This is a genomic window from Paenibacillus sp. FSL R5-0473, assembly GCF_038004565.1.
In the GTDB taxonomy this organism is placed as follows: domain Bacteria; phylum Bacillota; class Bacilli; order Paenibacillales; family Paenibacillaceae; genus Paenibacillus; species Paenibacillus amylolyticus.
In genome coordinates, this window is sequence record NZ_JBBORL010000001.1 from 2,999,801 (window position 1) to 3,016,721 (window position 16,921).

Here is a 16,921-nt window from a genome sequence, read left to right on the forward strand (position 1 = left end):
CACAGGGATCCGATTGTTTCCATACTGCTCTCTCTGTTCTGACTTGCCTTAAGGTGTAATGGTCGATCTGGGGATCGTGACAATAAACTGTGTGCCTTTACCCATTTCGCTCTCTACATCAATTGTACATTGATGCAATTTCAAGATTTTAATGACAATGGACAACCCTAATCCATTCCCTCGAAGCGAGCTGCTTCGCGCTTTGTCCACCATGTAGAATCGATCAAAGATATACGGGAGAGCTTCCTCAGGTATTCCTTGTCCAGAATCTCTAATCAATACCTTCACAAATGAAGATGACGTCTCAATTTCGACATGAATGATACCCTGTGGACCGGTGTATTTGATCGCATTGTTTATTAAATTTTGCCAGACCTGATCAAACAAATCTTTGTCCACTGTGATCTCGCAGGGCAACAAGTCCAGTTCGATCTGTATGTCCTTCTGAGCCCACTGCGGCTCTGCCAGTAAGATCGCCCTTCTTAATTGTTCATCTACCTGGAATGTGGTGAAATGAACCGGATGATGCTCCGAATCCAGCGAGGCTAGCCGAAGCAGATTATCACTGAGCCTCGATAAGCGCAGCGTTTCCTCATAGATAATATCCAAATGCTCTTTCTGCTCTTCTAATGGAATAACACCATCTTGTAGTGCTCTGGTGAATCCTCTAATTGATGTGAGCGGAGATTGCATTTCATGAGAGACGTTGCTGACAAAGTCATCACGAACCGAATCGATTTTTTGCAACTCACTGGCCATATGATTAAAGCTCTCCATCAGTTCGCCAAACTCATCCTGATTATTATGTTTCAAGCGAACCGACAGGTCACCTGATGACATCTCCTTCGCTGCAACCGTTAATCTCTTAATCGGTTTCACAATGTACCCGGACATGAACAGGATTAATAAGCTGCCAATCACCAGAACTGTTAATAGTGAGGTTAAGAGCGTGTTTCGCAGTGTATGAAAAAGAGAGGAGAAATCGCTTTGAATCAGAAATGTGCCGATCCCCTCGTTTGTTCCAGGAACACCTATGGTCGCGATTCCATCTTTACTGGACAGAAAAATGGCATCCGTTGTACCCGTTTCAAATAACGAATGAACTTTGTCCTCTGGCAAGGAAGATAACACTTCACTTTGTTCATTCACGGGAGTGATATTTAAGCCGTAGCGAGCAAAGATACCTAAACTTGATTTCACTTTTTCCGGATCATCAATCAGGTCAATCAGTGTAGCGAGATCTTGAGCAAAGGTAACCATAAAACGATTCGGTGTCTTTTCCTGGGACCCGTTATTTATCATAAAGGAGAGAATTAAACTCACCAGAACAATCCCGATAAACGTAGCTACGATGCGAAGTCGCAGGCTTTTCCTAAACATTTTCATGCCCGCTCCAGCCGATAACCGAGTCCTCTTATCGTTGAGATCACTAGCTCAGGTACGGGTTCAAGCCGTTCCCTTAACCGTTTGATATGTACATCAACCGTACGCTCATCTCCTTCGTAATCGATGCCCCATATGTCATCTATAAGCTGTGTACGTGTGAATATTTTCCCTGGCGAACTCGCCAGAGAAAATAACAATTCACATTCCTTCTTTTTCAATTCGATAGTTTGTCCATCCGAAACAACCATCAGATTGCCCAAATCAATCGTAACACCGCTGATCTGAATCATGTTTGATGAACTTTTGTTATATCTTTTCAGTAACGATTTCACACGCAAGATTAACTCCACAGGATCAAACGGTTTAACCAGGTAATCGTCTGACCCGGCATTAAATCCTCTGACTTTGTCCTTGGATTCTCCCTTGGCAGTCACCATCAGGATGGGAATATCCAGATAAGACCGGATATCTTCCGTCAGTTCAATACCGTCTATTCGCGGCATCATCACATCCACAATCGCCAGATCAACTTTCGTATGCGAGAGGATATCTAACGCCTCTTGACCGTCTGGCGCTTCCAGCACGGAGAATTGATTCTTTTCAAGATAGATTCGGATTAATTTGCGGATATGGGAATCATCGTCCACCACCAGAACTGTGTTCATGTAGCCATTATCCTTTCCAAAATTGATATTTATTCGTATCGTAAGGATTCCATCGGGTCCAGCTTCGCCGCTTTTGATGATGGCATCAAACCGGCAACAATACTAATCGCTGTACTTACCACGATACCAAACAAGATATAATATCCCGAGAGATTAATGAGTTTGGCTCCAAACGCATTGTTCAAAAGAATGTTTAACACATAACTGATGATCACTGCAAAGATTACCGCAATAATACCACTAAATACGCCTAATAAGGCAGATTCGGAGAAGAATATTCGCTTGATGTCTTTCTTTCTTGCTCCAATCGCCCGAAGAATTCCGATCTCCTTTGTCCGTTCCACGACACTAATGTAGAGTACTACCAGTATCATAATACCGGATACGATCAACGAAATACCTGCAATACCCGCAAGTACAATGGAAGCCATACTTACATATGTGGTGATATTCTCCATCACCTTGGCCATTTGGGAGCCTGCGAAGCCAGCGTCTACAGCAGCTTCATTGATATCATTTACATATTTCATATCGGTTGCATAGGCGTTAACCTGAATCGGCCCGATAGTTATTCCCTTGTCTGTATACATTTGCTCCAGCGTTTCTGATGAAATGTATCCCGGGGATTGTTGCATTGGAGATTGCGGATCTGCCGCTTCGTAGATCCCTGAGATCGTTACTTCTTTCTCCAAGGTCACTGGTTTATTATTACTATCCATCTCATTGATATATAGAAACACGGACTTGCCGATCATGGTTTCAGCTTGATCATTTCCGCTTAATTGTTTCGCTGTATCGAGAGGTAACAGCATCTGATTTTCTACCGGCAGAACACCAGTTGTCATCAATGCTGGATCAAAAGCATCCGTTAACGTTGTTAACTGTGTGAGTCCTACACTTTGTTTTTCATTCACCATAGTGGATTTGCCTGTAATAGTTGTAATTGTTTCTACATAATCCACATTAGGAAAATTGCGAATCGTCTCAACATCAGCTTCGGTGAACGGTTCACCTGGTGCCATCAAGGCCTCGGGACCTTGCATGTCCTTGGCTTCTTCACTCGGCTTTGTTATATCCACGAGCAAAGGGTCCATACTTGAATTGATTTCGTCATTCATATATGTCGTTATTCCATTTCCCAAGGAGAGCATCAGGAGTACACTTAATATACCTATAGATCCACCCAATGCTACCAGTACATTACGCTTGCCGTTGAGTTTCATATTTCTAAGTGCCATCTTGAATGAAGCAAGCAAGCTCAGGCTCCGGGAAGAATCCTGACCACTCTCGTAAACAGCCGTAGAAGGATCTTTCAGGTGAATATCGTCACTAATGCGCCCCTCTTCAACCTTCACAATCCGTGTACCGGAGTCAGCGACTTTCTGCGAGTGAGTTACGGCAATCACCAGCATTCCCTTTTTGGCTATACTGTCGAGCAAAGCGAGGATTTGATCTCCGTTTTCCCTATCCAGAGCACCCGTCGGTTCATCTGCAAGAATAATATCCGGATTGTTGGATAATGCCCGTGCGATGGAAACCCGTTGCTTCTGACCGCCAGATAACTGGTTAGGACGTTTGTTCAGATGATCCTTCAGCCCAACCTCTGTTAATATATCAACGGCACGTTGGTTCCGCTCCTTCTCATTGGTATCCGTCATTTGCATCGCAATCGTCACATTTTCGAGGACAGACAGATGCGGGATCAGATTGAAATTTTGAAAGACAAAACCGATATTATTCTTCCGATAATCATCCATTTCCTTCTCTGTCATGGCACTTAAGTTCTTGCCACGAACTACGACATCCCCTTCATAGTCGGAGTCCATGCCACCAATGATATTCATCAGTGTCGACTTACCGCAGCCAGATTCTCCAAGGATGGAGACAAATTCCCCTGTCTCAAAACTCAGGTTCAAACCGTGGAGTACCGGAACTCTTTCTTTTCCATATAAGGTGTATGATTTCTTCACATTTTTAACTTCTAGTATTTTCATATGGATCTCTTCCTCTCCTGATCATGCACGATATCTATCTATTTGATGTTTATATCGTAACAAATCAGTATGAACTGATAATGAACTGGACCATTGCATCTATAAGAGGTTCGAGAAAAACGATATACAAAAAAACACCTACAGCTTGCTTGAAACAAATCATTTCAAGTAAGTGTAGGTGTCCAAATTTGATTAGATTAATCCCGCTTTTGCAAGTAACCTTTTTACAATCGCGGCTGACTGTGCACGACTAATGTCTGCATCTGACATCAGTTTACCATCAGCACCTTGTACCAGCTCTTGTTTAATCGCCGATGCAACTGGCTCTGCTGCCCAAGCCTGTACTTTAGCGCTATCGCTGTATGTGCTCAGCAGACTTGTTGTCTCTGATGCGTCGGCCTGTGCCAGACCGACCAGTTTCATCGCACGTGACACAATAGTCAGCGCTTCAGCACGAGAAATTTCGCTATTCGGACGGAAGCTGTCGTCAGCATAACCTGAGATCAGGCCGTAGGACACAGCCGTCTGAACCTCATCCTCATACCAGCTGCCAGTCTTCACATCCGTGAACGATGCCGCTTCTGTACTGCGCGGGGAGTGCAGACCCAAACCTCTTAACAGAACAGCCGTAAACTCTGCCCGTGTAATACTCCGGTCTGGCGCAAACACGTTCTCACCGGTGCCTTGTACGATCAGACGGGATGCCAGATCCTGTACGTCATCCCGACTCCAGTGACTTGATACATCGCTGAATGTTGCCGGATGATAGATCAGAGCGTAAGTGCTGTTCGTCAAGCTGTTAATAATAGCAGAATCTTGCACGTTACCTTTGATAACCTTGGTCGGTACATGCAGAAGGCTGCCATCTGGCTGAAGCACAACTCCTGTCGTGATCTTTGAACCATCGACACCCTCTGGCAAAGTAATGGAGCGCTCTACATAAGAGTTGAAACGATCTACATTAACTTGCTGTCCATTCCAGATCGCTTTTACTTCAAAATCAATCGGAGCTGCGATCACCGTTGTGTTCTCCAGCTTATCCGCTGCAGCCTGAATTGCTGTTTGTTTAGATGTGGCACTAGGCACAATAGCGATTTGGATTGTGATATCTTCCAATGGAACCGTGCTTCCGAATTGGTTCAGAATCTGATCCACCTGAATCTGGTTAGCTGGAAGTGTGTACGTACCGCTATCAGTCTGAATGACAACTTCGGCATTACTTCCTTCCATTGTTTTGACCAACTTGCCGTTCAGTTCACCAACGACCGCACCCTTGCCAGTACCTGTAATAGGCAGCAGAAGCGTTTTTAGTCCACTTCCAATCTGATTGATGACTTTTTCATTATCCACATGAACCGTGGTGGTAACCTGATTGTTTACCGTTGATGTGGTGGCCGTTGCAGATTTTTCTTGTTTCTGACCGTTCACATAGATGTCTACGCCTTTAGTTACCGCTGGAGTCGATGGAACTGGGGTAACGACTGGTGAAGTTGGTGATACACTTCCTCCTCCTCCTCCACCTGAAGAGTTACCAGGATTCGGTGTAGGTGTCGAACCGGAATTGTCGCCACCTGAATTTGCTGCTGTAATTGTGATTGTTCCACCAGACAACTGAGCACCACTATTGTGTTCTACATTTGTAAAATGCCAATGTTCTGAATCAGTATGATCTACGGATAGCTGTTTCGTTCCAGGAGTCGCATTACTTTTGGCTTTGACCTCAATATCAAATAATTGCTGTTCGTCTGAAATCAGACGTTCACCTGCATTAAAATCAACCCAGATGATCCGTACCCAGCCTTCTTCGTTATTAATTACGTACTGGAAGTCTCCTGTACCGGTTTCTTCTGGAGATGTGCTAATCGTGCTGACAGATTTAGGCGTGATACGGACAACTTCCAGGGCAGATGTATCATAATCAATCTGCATATTATAAGCGCTAACCTGAGAATAGGACTGCTTTAATGTAACAGGGACATGAACCGTCTGCCCCGCCTGTACACTAACATTTGCAAATTGCACCTGTGATGGTTCTGCCGGTTCTGCCCCAGCTATACTCGGGAATACGAGAGACAAGAGTAGCGTCAGTGCGATGAGACCTGACATTGTTCTTCTGATTCTTGGACGTTTCTTTTTCGGTTGAAACATGTATTAGCCTCCATGTCTGTATCAATTGGTAGAATGTATGGTGACGATAGAAAAAAATATTGTTATTCGTTATTTAAATTAAAAAATATGAATTAATCAGGGCGTTGTATTTTTTCTTTTCCAACAATGTATACTCGTCTAGGCTCCGTATTCGTATCCGAAGTGGAATGAGTAGTCACTTCGAGCACAAGATAATAACCTTCGTCCTCAGATGTAACGGTATGCTGTTCTCGTGTCTCCCCTTCTATTGGAACCATATATTCTCCTGAAGGGTCTGTTGCGCGGTACCACTGATAAGAAGGAGTATTAATGTAATCAATATCATCACCATCAACATCCATTAAATAATAATCTGTGGCAATTGTGTTCTCCATGTAATTCTTCAATTGACCATTCAGCACATACGGCACATCGTCCACTTGTTGAAAGGTCAACACATAATCATTGTTTTTCGCGCCAAGTGTTTTATTGGCATATCCGTTTAACAACGCATTCATATCCCCCAAAGTGGGTTCCGCATTACGATCCACGTCCATTCGGTTCATCTCTACATAAGAATAACCGCGGCGACTGACCATATTACGAAGATAAGTCAAAAGTTCTGCTGCATCCGCAGAATTCACTTTTCCGTCTGCATTTACATCCCCTTTTTTACTAATGTTAAGTTCAAAGTTATCCGTAACCGTTTCCGGTACATCAGATACAGTATATTGAGCTTTCAATTCAATATTGATCTTGCCGCTCTTGTAAGGAATAACAACCAATGTATTTTCATTTTCTATCGTTTCTACATAAACCCTAGCTATACTGTTATCACTTGAGTTGGCTGTGAGCATACTAAACTCATCAGATCGTAAATGGGTACTCAAATCAATTCTAACTCTATTGTTCGTTACCTCGATGGGTACACCGGACACAAAAGAAGGATCGTTTTGTTCCGATGAATAATTTAACCAATGGATGCCGTCATTGAGCACAGGCCGTGAAATGTTAATCTCTGGGCCAATTTCTCCTGCGTTAGCTTGAGGAAGCGCTCCACCTATAGGCAATGCAATGCTCAGCCCGAGTGCAGTCAACATGCTTTTTTTCAATATCGGCTTAAGCCGTTTTTTGTTTTGTTTCCCCTTCAATTCATGTTCCTCCTCGTATACATTTCAAATTTGAACAACTACATGCTCAGTATAACGACCCATTCTGAACCGATTCTGAACAGGACCACAGAACTACTTCCAGTTGAAATTCGACAAAAAACGCCATGGAGTAAGCCTCCATAGCGTTTTGAACACAAATCATTTTCCAGTTTGGATCATATTCACCTAAAATTAAATTCCCTCAACAATCCTTTTGGCTCTAACCTTCACCTCACGGTAAAGTTCATCCTCATCAATCGTGAGCAGCTTTCTGCCTCTCATGAGGATCTGACCATTCACGATCGTGGTGTCCACGTCCGCCCCATTTACGCTGTAAGCCAGTAACGATTCTACCTCATGTACCGGTTGAAGATGTGGTTTCGCCAGATCGATCAGGATCAGATCAGCTTTGCACCCCACCTCAAGCATACCCACTTCATCCTGTAGACCAAGCAGACTAGCACTTCCGCGTGTAGCCATGCTTAGTACGTCCTTGGCTGGCAAGCGAGTTGGGTCGCCATAATCCAGCTTTTGCAGCCAGGTCGCGGCTTTGATCTCCTCGAACATATCCACGGTTGTGGCACTTCCCGCTCCATCCGTTCCGATTCCCACGTTAATTCCCTGGGCCAACATCTCGGTAATTGGAGCAATTCCACACCCCAGCTTCAGATTGCTGACTGGATTGTGTGCTACACCACCGCGCATGCCCTTCAATCTGCCGATGTCCCTGCGATTGAGGTACACACCATGTGCAAGCAACACATGTGCCTGTTCGAACATCCCCGCCTCTTCCAAATACTCTGTCGGTGTCATGCCATAGCGCTCACGAATCTTCACAACTTCTTCCTTTGTCTCAGCCAGATGAATATGTAGCGGAATATCCTCCGTGACTGCCAGAGCAATGACTTCACGTAGCGGCTCCATGGGACAAGTGTAGGGTGAGTGGGGCCCATACATGGTTGTTATCCGCCCATCGGCCGCTCCAGACCAACGTTGCACAAGATCAATCGCCTCCTGCAACCTGCGTCCCCCATCCTCCTCCATGAATACCATCCCACGTGTAAGCGATGCCCGCATACCCGTTTGTTTAACCGCTTCTGCAATTTCGTTCATATGGATATACATATCCGCAAAAGCAGTGGTACCCGAACGGATCATCTCCGCGATGGATAACTTGGCACCCCAATAGATATCTTCCGGGTTCATCCGTGCTTCGGCGGGCAGCATTTTGCGTTCTAGCCAGTCCATCAGCTTCAGATCATCCGAAAATCCCCGGAGCAGACTCATCGGTGTATGTTGGTGGGCATTAATTAGTCCTGGCATGGCAACCTTATTACGTCCATCGATAATCTCATCTTGCGGGTGAGGCAGAATGTGATCAGCAATATGCGTAATGCGATCACCCTCGACACGAATATCCCCCGTAAAGGGGGCATCGGCATCTTTCATCGTTAGGATCGTAGCTTGCTGAATCAGTATACTCATTACATTCACGGCTCCTCTGAATTGGTTATGGTCATTCCATATCCGAGGGTAAGCCTTCACGTAACGGCAAGGTCAAGTCATTTTAATTTTTGGATCGTCATCTTTCTGAAATGTTGTATAAACGGTTTCGGGTCGATTTCGACCATATATGGATATACTCCTGTGCTTGTGTGCAAATAGAAAAATCCACCTTCATCACCCATACGGCGAAATGACATATCAAACACTTCCGTGATGTTGAACTCGCGGTATTTGGTCACGATTTTATCTGAATACAGAATCATGGAGCGGGCATTCATCTCAATCTCTTGGGCGAGACCCGTCACTTCTCTCTGTACTTTGTAATAAGGTAATACAGCAACGCAGTTCATGATCTCCCTCCATTCATGCCATGATTATTGTTCCATCATAACAGATCGGAGGTTCTCAGCAAAAGAACATGAAACTAGGTGATCTTGGTCATCACCTTTAGTGGCGTATGAAGTGCATCCTGAATGTCTTGCAAAGAGAGACACTGTTCAATATGAAATACACCATGAGGCAACTCTGACTCCGTTCTATATACGCGTTCCGCCACGGCTGCTGCCACGGCCGCTGTTGCATCTGCTTCCTTTGCACCGACCAGTAGTTGTTCGACGCGGATTTGCTCACCATTTTCCCATCCTACGGCATCGACCTTGACCGCATACATCGGTTCTCCCCCAGGAATAAGGCCAAATGCCTTAACCGTTCCATTCCGAATAGACGGGATACGCAACAATGAAAACAACCCTGCACGTTTGGAGATTGCCATGGATCTTGTGATCCAGCGGGAGTCCAGACAGAGTCTGGTAGATACGGTTGGAATACGTAACGTCCGAGCAACCACATGCTGATCCGAAAAGTTAAATCGATAGGCCTTCCGCTGCCCAAGTTTTGCTCCAAAATCAATACGTTTGCCATCTCCGAAACTTTGTACCTCAGCAGGTTTGCCCTTTTGCATCACTTGGTAAGTGGCATTCATCTGATCAACGGTCCACTCCACGGCAGCTTTTCCGTGCTTCTCTCCAAGTCCCAGCATGACGGTAATGTCTGCTTCCTCCACCTGATCCATATGCATGGTCGCTTCGCGCACAAGCAAATTAGTCACTCCGGGTGATAATCCAACGCTGAGGATCGCGGTCGATTGGGAACGTTGCATTTTGGTGTGCAGTTGTTCCACCTGGGCGAGAAAATCATATTTTGCAGAAATATCAATATAGTCGGTTCCGGCTTGTGCGCAGGCTTCAACAAACCGGGTATCGCTCTGATCCACACACATGATGACCAGCTTCACAGGCCGTAACATGGATGGCTCCACAGGTTTTGTTACATCCAGTTGAAGCGGTAGTACAGCACCACCTGTAGACCTGCTGAACTCTTCCGCACGGTTCATGCGTGTACCCGCAGCCCATACTTTACCCGGGAACAATTTCCCCAGTCGAGTACATATCATCTGCCCCACTTGACCATAACCACCAACCACCCAGATCTGATCTTTAATAGGCTTCACGCTAGTTTCGAATTGCATAATACCCCTCCACCCAGAACGCCCCGAAGTAACGTGTAATATGTGAGAAACCGCATTCGGTCAGTAGCTGAGTCATCTCTTCAGAGGATATTGGATCGGATTCACGGCCCAGGGAAGCAGCAAAGCGCTCCCACTCTTCTGGAAGGACGCCCACACTCAACATGTGATCCTTCCAAGCTTGCATCATGATTGGATGTGCAGGTGAACGAAGATCGGCATTCACAGCCGCAATGATCAGTGGTGCACCCGGTTTAAGTCTCGCTGCGAGGCTGGTCAGAAACGTTCTCTTGGCCTCCATCCCCTGAAGGAAATGTAACATGAGCATGCTTGTCGCCCCATCATATACAATATCCTCCGGCAATTCTTCAACCGTGACAGATTGCAACTTCACTCTGGAACCGATGCCTGCTTCCGCGACTCGTTTCTCAGCAAGTTGCAGCATCGGCTGTGAAGGATCTACTCCAGTCAATGTCCAACTGGCATGACGTGATCCGAGCAGAGCAATCTCTTTTCCCCCTCCTGCTCCGGCAACAAGGATATGAATATCGTTGTTATTCGCAAAAGATGCTGAAAGCAGCCGTTCCATTAGATCATGCATATGAGAATAACCCGGAATTTTCAGGGCTATCGATTGTTCGTAACGATGAACATCTGCTGTTTCCCAGCTCATTGGTGATGGATTGTGATTCATAGACACCGCACTCCTCTTGAATTGAAGTTAGACTTGACTCGTCGTTCGTCTAATTTCATTATAGAAGGATACGGCGAGCCTACAATCCCAGAACATTGGGATATGCGCACAGAGAGAGGAGTAATCTTGTTGACATCACGTATTGATCGGAACCACAGACTTATCACTTCTCTTGAAAAAGGAACCTGGACCTCACATACCTATCGGGAAGCTGTTCTCAAGCAGATCCATACGGTTATACCTTACGATGCATACTGTTTCACTACCGTTGATCCTCTGACTCTTCTCTCCACAGGAGCCGTGACAGAAGATGGCATTGAGGCCATTCATGATCGGTTATTCATCAATGAATACATGGAAGAAGATATACATAAATACGCTGAATTAATTCGCAGCGGTGAGCATACAGCTACACTTCATACGTCCATGAACTCACAGCTTGAACAAAGCCCACGTTATATCAACATTCTTCAGCCAGCGGGGTTTGGTGATGAACTACGTGCTGTATTGGTTAGTGGAGACGCTTGCTGGGGATATCTGACCCTATATCGTAAGACAGAAAGTGCTGTCTTTACAGAGGGGGAGCGGTTGATGATTCAGTCCTGGACCGCTTCTATTGCATCGATGCTGCGGTCCACGAGCCTGACACTGATCGATGAGATCACGAGTGAAAGTCCTGAGGAACCCGGAATTTTGATCACCTCAGACACGTTCCAACTCTTATCCCTGAACGCCTCCGCTCAATATTGGCTGTCCCAATTACGTATGCTGGAACATGTAGGGCCGGATGTGTTGCCCCGTCCGGTACGTGCAGTGAGTTCCCACTTGCAGCGCAAGAATCGGGAAGAACTGGTCGTGGGTACTCAGATTGCAACCGACCCACCCTCCAAAGTTTGTATCCAACTTCCGGATGGGCGTTACCTCATACTTCATGCCAGTCTTATGCAACAGCTTACGGGACCAGATCAGATTGCTATCCGTTTGGAGCAGGCGATGCCACAGGATTTGCTGCCCTTGCTCGCCGAAAGCCATGGATTATCCAGTCGAGAGCGGGAACTTCTCGGATATGTGCTCCGCAGTTATTCGTCCAAGGAAATTGCTGCTGCGATGCATATTTCTGTCTACACCGTTCAGGATCATTTAAAATCCATTTTCGCCAAAACCAAGGTATCCTCACGTCGCGAGCTCATCTGGTATTTCGTTTCCCGTTTTCAGCTGTCGGATGAACCTGCCATATAAATCTTGAATAATTCTCCAGTATCAAATTAACTATCAAATGAGAAAAAATCAAAAGATGCCAATACGATATCCTCGTAATGGCATCTTTTTCTATATGCTATTGTTTAAAAAGCATAGCGGTAATACAGGGTAACTTCGATGTTTGAACTTTTGATATCGTGCATTCTGCTTTAAAATGCAGCGCACAGTCCTGCCAAGCCGTTTTCCACAAAAAATTCCGACTATATTATTGATTGTGTTATTTGGCTTTTGCTAGTAAATAAAGAAAATATGGAACACTAATGACTGTAATAACGATTCCTGTCGGCACATCTCCTACGAGGCTAACCGTGCGCGTAATCGTGTCAGCCAACACCACGACTAGTCCCCCAGCCAAGCTGGCAGCCGGAATGAGCAATTTGTGATCGGGACCGACCAGTTTTCTGGCCATATGCGGAGCGATCAATCCAACGAAAAAGAAACTACCTCCCACAGCTACACTGCCAGAGGATAAAGCAACAGCAGCGATTGACAACCCCAAGAACTGTCGCTTCACGGAAACACCAAGCCCCTGTGCTGTCTGATTGCCCAAATGGAGGGCATTCAATATGCGAGCCTTGTAAAAAATATAGCCGAGTAAGATCAAGACCCATGGTGTCAGTATGGAGATATAACCCCAATCATCGCCCCATAGGCTCCCCGCCAGCCAATACAGCATGAAGTTCATCTGCGAATCATCCAGCTTGAGTGTCAAGAAGGTTGTCAGCGCCCCGTACCCGCTTCCTAGCGCGACCCCGGTCAAAATCAAACCGATTGGCGAGATGTCTCGTCCGCGGCGATACGATAATAAGAAGATCAACCCCGCCGCCAATAGTCCGCCAACAAAAGCCAACAGAGGCAGAGCAATAAAGGAACTCTTGCCTGTGGATGCAATGAATACAACAAAGAACAGGACAAACAAACCCGATCCCGAACTAATACCCAGTGTCCCCGGACTAGCCATGTCATTACGCAGCAAACTCTGCATCACGACCCCCGCCGCTCCCATTCCCAGACCTACCAAGATCGAAAGTACAATTCGTGGCAAACGAAAATCAAAAACAATCAGATTTTGCTTATCGGTACCGTTTCCTATGAGTACGTTCAGCACTTCTAGCGGTGAAAGATTCATTTTGCCAGAATTCATGCTAATGATCGCAAACACAAGGATGAGCACCATAAGCACTACATTGATGATAATGCCTCGTTTCATCGTATAACGCCGCTTGATCATTCATATTCCCTCCTTTGTCTTCGAGCCAAGAAGAGAAAATACGGCACACCAATGATAGAAAATATAATAGCAATCGGCGTTTCGAACGGTTTATTGATCAAACGTCCAGCCAAATCAGCCGATACGGTCAGCAACGCACCATATAAAGCCGCTGCCGGAATAATGTATCGATAGTCGACACCTACCATATATCGCACAATATGCGGGGTGATCAGACCCACAAAACCAACAGGGCCAACGACAACAACAGCCAATCCAGTCAGCACAAGTACAATAATTGTCGACAAAATCTTGACCAGTCCGCTACGAATGCCGAGTCCACTTGCCACATCATCTCCCAAACTGAGCAATGTAACGGAAGGGGACAGCGCCAGTGCCAGCAGTATACCCCCAACAAAGAGCGGTGAGATAATCAGCAATTCTCCCCATTTGACCCCCGCTGTGCTACCCGCCGTCCAGAATGTCAATGCTCGCCCCAAATCATAATTGATTGCCAAGTACTGACTGAGTGCGCCAAACAACATTGAAATAGACAGACCTGCCAGTACAAGCCGCTGAGGCGTCATTCCGCGATTGCCCAGTGACGCGGTAAAGTAAGTCATACCGGTGGCGATCGCTGCTCCCAGACAAGCGAACAACATCATCTGCCAATACGAATAACCCGGCAGAAAGGCCAGGCATAGTGCAATTGCAAATGCTGCGCCAGAGCTAATCCCCATCAGCCCGGAGTCGGCCAGCGGATTGCGCGTTGTCCCCTGCATGATAGCGCCACATACCGCAAGGCTGCACCCAACGATCAGATCAGCTACGGTACGCGGGAGACGCATGGTTTGAATAATTTGATGTTCAGTGAGCATTGGATCAAATCGGAAAATAGCCTCCCATACCGTTGCTAACCTCATATCAGCAGCACCAAACATAATGGATGCCGCCGACATGAGAACCGTTAATCCAAGCCCTATTACCATGTACATGGTGAAGTTCATCGCCCCACGGCGTTTTTGTTCAGGCTTGCTTTTCATCTCGTTTCCCTTTCATCACCTATTGACAATCCAAACGAATATGGATAGTAACGTCCATAAATTCGACTGGTCATGTTTGAAAATTTGGAGTGCTCAATTAAAATTTCGTTTTAACTCTTATTTAGCTAATGCCAGCAATTGACTAACAATATAATCAATCAATGCACTGGAAGTCATTACGTCGGTGGACCAAGATAGCGAAGAATCTACCTTTACGATCCGATCATGTTGAACAGCAGGTATGGCATTCCACACTGCATTATCAGCAGCAACTGTTCCATCTCCTAAGAAGATCATATAATCCCCCGAGTAAGCGGGTAATACTTCCATGGAGACATCGCCCCAATATTTATCTGCATCGATAATATCCGTTTGGACTTTTGAAGGTGCCTGCAATTGAAGTTCATCGTAAACAAGCTCGCCAACGGCATGCTTGGCTCCAGCTATGTAGTTACTTTTATCACTGAATTCTCCAACCGTAATGGTTACATCGGATAGGCCCGCATTCTGAAAAGCTAGCTTTGCTTCTTCAATTTTTCCGGTATAAGCATTCAAAACATCCTTAGCCTCTTCCTGTTTGTTCAAAACATCGCTAATAAATTGTATCCGCTCTTCTGTAGTCATATCACCATAGGGAACATAAATGGTGGGGGCAATTTTGGATAAATCATCATACGACTCATCACTCCATGCCAAAATGATAAGATCCGGCTCAAGCGTCATGATATCTTCCGGCTCCATGGCTACTTTTATGGAGTCTGTAATCTGGTTAGCATAAACAGGCTCTGTCTCTCCCCGTGCAGCTCTAGCCACACCTAAAGGAGTTACACCTAGGGCTACCACATCACCAACCAAATAATCGACTACAACTCGCTGAGGGTTATCAGGTACCTCAACATCACCCTTAACTGTGGATATCGTTCTGGTCTGCGAGACTGCTTCTGAAGCTTTTGTCTCCGAACCTTCCTGTTGTGTCGCCTGCTGTGTCTGAGCAGGTGTTGTATTTGCCGTTCCCCCATTATTCGCTGGCGTCCCCGACGTACATGCCGTCAATAAGAGCATCATGCTTATCGCCGCCGCCAAAATCATTTCTTTACTTCTTAATGTTCCAAACATCATTGATTCCCCATCTCTATAAGACTTGACTAGACTCGCTAGTTCCCTCTCATCGTAAGGGAGATGAGAATCATTATCAATACCATCAACCTGCATGGATAGTGCGTTTATTTTCCGATAATCACTTGGCGTCATCTTGTAATGCTTCTTAAACATGCGGAACAGGTTTTTCTCATCTGTGAAACCAGCTCCCGTTGCGATTTCTTTAACCGTCGCTTCTGTATGTTTCAAATCATGACAGGCTGCTTCAATCCTTCTCTGAATGAGATACTCCTGTAAGTTCATCCCTTCCCTTTTTTTGAACAACCGCGTCAATTGTCCACCACTAATCCCAAACATATCGGCAATTTGTTGGAACATAATCGGCTCCCTGTAATGTTTATCGAGATATACCTTGGCAGAACAGGCTGGATCTGGCTGGAGATACCTAATCTCACCACCCTCCAAATCCCTGAACACCTCATGAATCAATTGATATAAAAAACTTTTGGCCTGTAGCTGATCCATCGCCTTGCCACGTTTCCAGCCATTCATCATCCGTTGGAACCAATCGCGTAGCAAGATGGGATTACTTGGCGTATAACCAAACTGTTGAACAAATGGATTTACTTGCTCCAGTAATTGTTGCAGATGTTTCTTGAAAAAGAGAGGTGATTCTGCTCTATAAAACACCATAAAGGTCTTCACCATCTCCTCTTTAGGTGTAATACTGAGCAGGCTCCCCTTCCCGCCGTGAACTAAACCGAAGCGTTCCATTGCAAATGTGGATTCATTCAGTTGGATTTGCGCTTCTCCCCCATATGCATAGATAAACATGCTACTAGGCATTTTATATTGCTCCAACGGGTATTGTGACGCTACATTCTGAAAGCGTACATCTATTAATGTAATAATCGAACGTGTCCAGATACTGGCCATCATATCAATCATCTCCGGTGTAAATCCCTGTCTTGCTTCTTCCTCTTGCATCTATCCGCACTCCTCGTTTCACTTTTTCCAATGTATACATCACTCAATAATTGATATTGATTATCAATATCACATTTGATCAGGTAAGTATATATCATTAAGTGATATTGGGGAACAGGCAGTGGACGTTATGCTTTCCATCCGTTTTCGTAAAAAACTAAAAAGGAACACCTGATAGTACAAAAAAGAAGCCTGATCCATATGGATCAGGCTTCTTCATTATGTTTATTGTATTTAACAAGATTACGTAGTCACCATGTTTCTCTTGTCACCTG

Annotated in this window: 13 protein-coding genes; 1 reads left to right on the forward strand and 12 read right to left on the reverse strand. The window is 45.4% G+C overall.

Annotated elements, in window-relative coordinates:
- Nucleotides 1-48: 48 nt before the first annotated feature.
- The 9 genes from MKY28_RS12895 to MKY28_RS12935 form a co-directional block, all read right to left on the reverse strand.
- On the reverse strand, nucleotides 49-1,380 hold the full coding sequence (locus MKY28_RS12895; RefSeq protein WP_340936125.1) for a sensor histidine kinase: 1,332 nt from the start codon (nucleotides 1,378-1,380) through the stop codon (nucleotides 49-51).
- Between the two features lie 2 nt (nucleotides 1,381-1,382).
- On the reverse strand, nucleotides 1,383-2,051 hold the full coding sequence (locus tag MKY28_RS12900; RefSeq protein ID WP_076318082.1) for a response regulator transcription factor: 669 nt from the start codon (nucleotides 2,049-2,051) through the stop codon (nucleotides 1,383-1,385).
- Between the two features lie 29 nt (nucleotides 2,052-2,080).
- On the reverse strand, nucleotides 2,081-4,045 hold the full coding sequence (locus MKY28_RS12905; RefSeq protein ID WP_340936126.1) for an ABC transporter ATP-binding protein/permease: 1,965 nt from the start codon (nucleotides 4,043-4,045) through the stop codon (nucleotides 2,081-2,083).
- A gap of 192 nt (nucleotides 4,046-4,237) precedes the next feature.
- On the reverse strand, nucleotides 4,238-6,193 hold the full coding sequence (locus MKY28_RS12910; protein WP_340936127.1) for an S-layer homology domain-containing protein: 1,956 nt from the start codon (nucleotides 6,191-6,193) through the stop codon (nucleotides 4,238-4,240).
- A 92-nt stretch (nucleotides 6,194-6,285) separates the two neighbouring features.
- Nucleotides 6,286-7,323 carry a dockerin type I domain-containing protein gene (locus tag MKY28_RS12915; RefSeq protein ID WP_340936128.1) on the reverse strand — a complete coding sequence of 346 codons (1,038 nt, stop codon included), beginning with the start codon at nucleotides 7,321-7,323 and terminating at the stop codon, nucleotides 6,286-6,288.
- Nucleotides 7,324-7,515: 192 nt separating this feature from the next.
- Nucleotides 7,516-8,808, reverse strand: a complete 1,293-nt coding sequence (locus MKY28_RS12920; RefSeq protein ID WP_340936129.1) for an amidohydrolase — start codon at nucleotides 8,806-8,808, stop codon at nucleotides 7,516-7,518.
- Between the two features lie 77 nt (nucleotides 8,809-8,885).
- Complete coding sequence (locus MKY28_RS12925) at nucleotides 8,886-9,179, reverse strand: hypothetical protein (protein WP_036608638.1); 294 nt, start codon at nucleotides 9,177-9,179, stop codon at nucleotides 8,886-8,888.
- Nucleotides 9,180-9,253: 74 nt separating this feature from the next.
- Complete coding sequence (locus MKY28_RS12930) at nucleotides 9,254-10,357, reverse strand: saccharopine dehydrogenase family protein (protein ID WP_340936130.1); 1,104 nt, start codon at nucleotides 10,355-10,357, stop codon at nucleotides 9,254-9,256.
- A complete protein-coding gene (locus MKY28_RS12935; protein WP_340936131.1) occupies nucleotides 10,341-11,027 on the reverse strand; it encodes a class I SAM-dependent methyltransferase in 687 nt (228 codons plus the stop codon). The genes MKY28_RS12930 and MKY28_RS12935 overlap by 17 nt, the downstream gene beginning before the upstream one ends.
- Before the next feature lie 150 nt (nucleotides 11,028-11,177).
- Here MKY28_RS12935 and MKY28_RS12940 point away from each other — a divergent pair, with 150 nt between their 5' ends.
- On the forward strand, nucleotides 11,178-12,287 hold the full coding sequence (locus MKY28_RS12940; RefSeq protein WP_340936132.1) for a helix-turn-helix transcriptional regulator: 1,110 nt from the start codon (nucleotides 11,178-11,180) through the stop codon (nucleotides 12,285-12,287).
- Nucleotides 12,288-12,525: 238 nt separating this feature from the next.
- Here MKY28_RS12940 and MKY28_RS12945 read toward each other — a convergent pair whose 3' ends face one another.
- From MKY28_RS12945 to MKY28_RS12955, 3 genes are all read right to left on the reverse strand, one after another.
- Nucleotides 12,526-13,539: a FecCD family ABC transporter permease gene (locus MKY28_RS12945; protein WP_017688818.1), complete on the reverse strand. Its 1,014-nt coding sequence runs from the start codon at nucleotides 13,537-13,539 to the stop codon at nucleotides 12,526-12,528.
- Complete coding sequence (locus MKY28_RS12950; RefSeq protein WP_051447083.1) at nucleotides 13,536-14,561, reverse strand: FecCD family ABC transporter permease; 1,026 nt, start codon at nucleotides 14,559-14,561, stop codon at nucleotides 13,536-13,538. The genes MKY28_RS12945 and MKY28_RS12950 overlap by 4 nt, the downstream gene beginning before the upstream one ends.
- A gap of 117 nt (nucleotides 14,562-14,678) precedes the next feature.
- Nucleotides 14,679-16,646: an AraC family transcriptional regulator gene (locus MKY28_RS12955; RefSeq protein WP_340936133.1), complete on the reverse strand. Its 1,968-nt coding sequence runs from the start codon at nucleotides 16,644-16,646 to the stop codon at nucleotides 14,679-14,681.
- Between the last annotated feature and the right edge of the window lie 275 nt (nucleotides 16,647-16,921).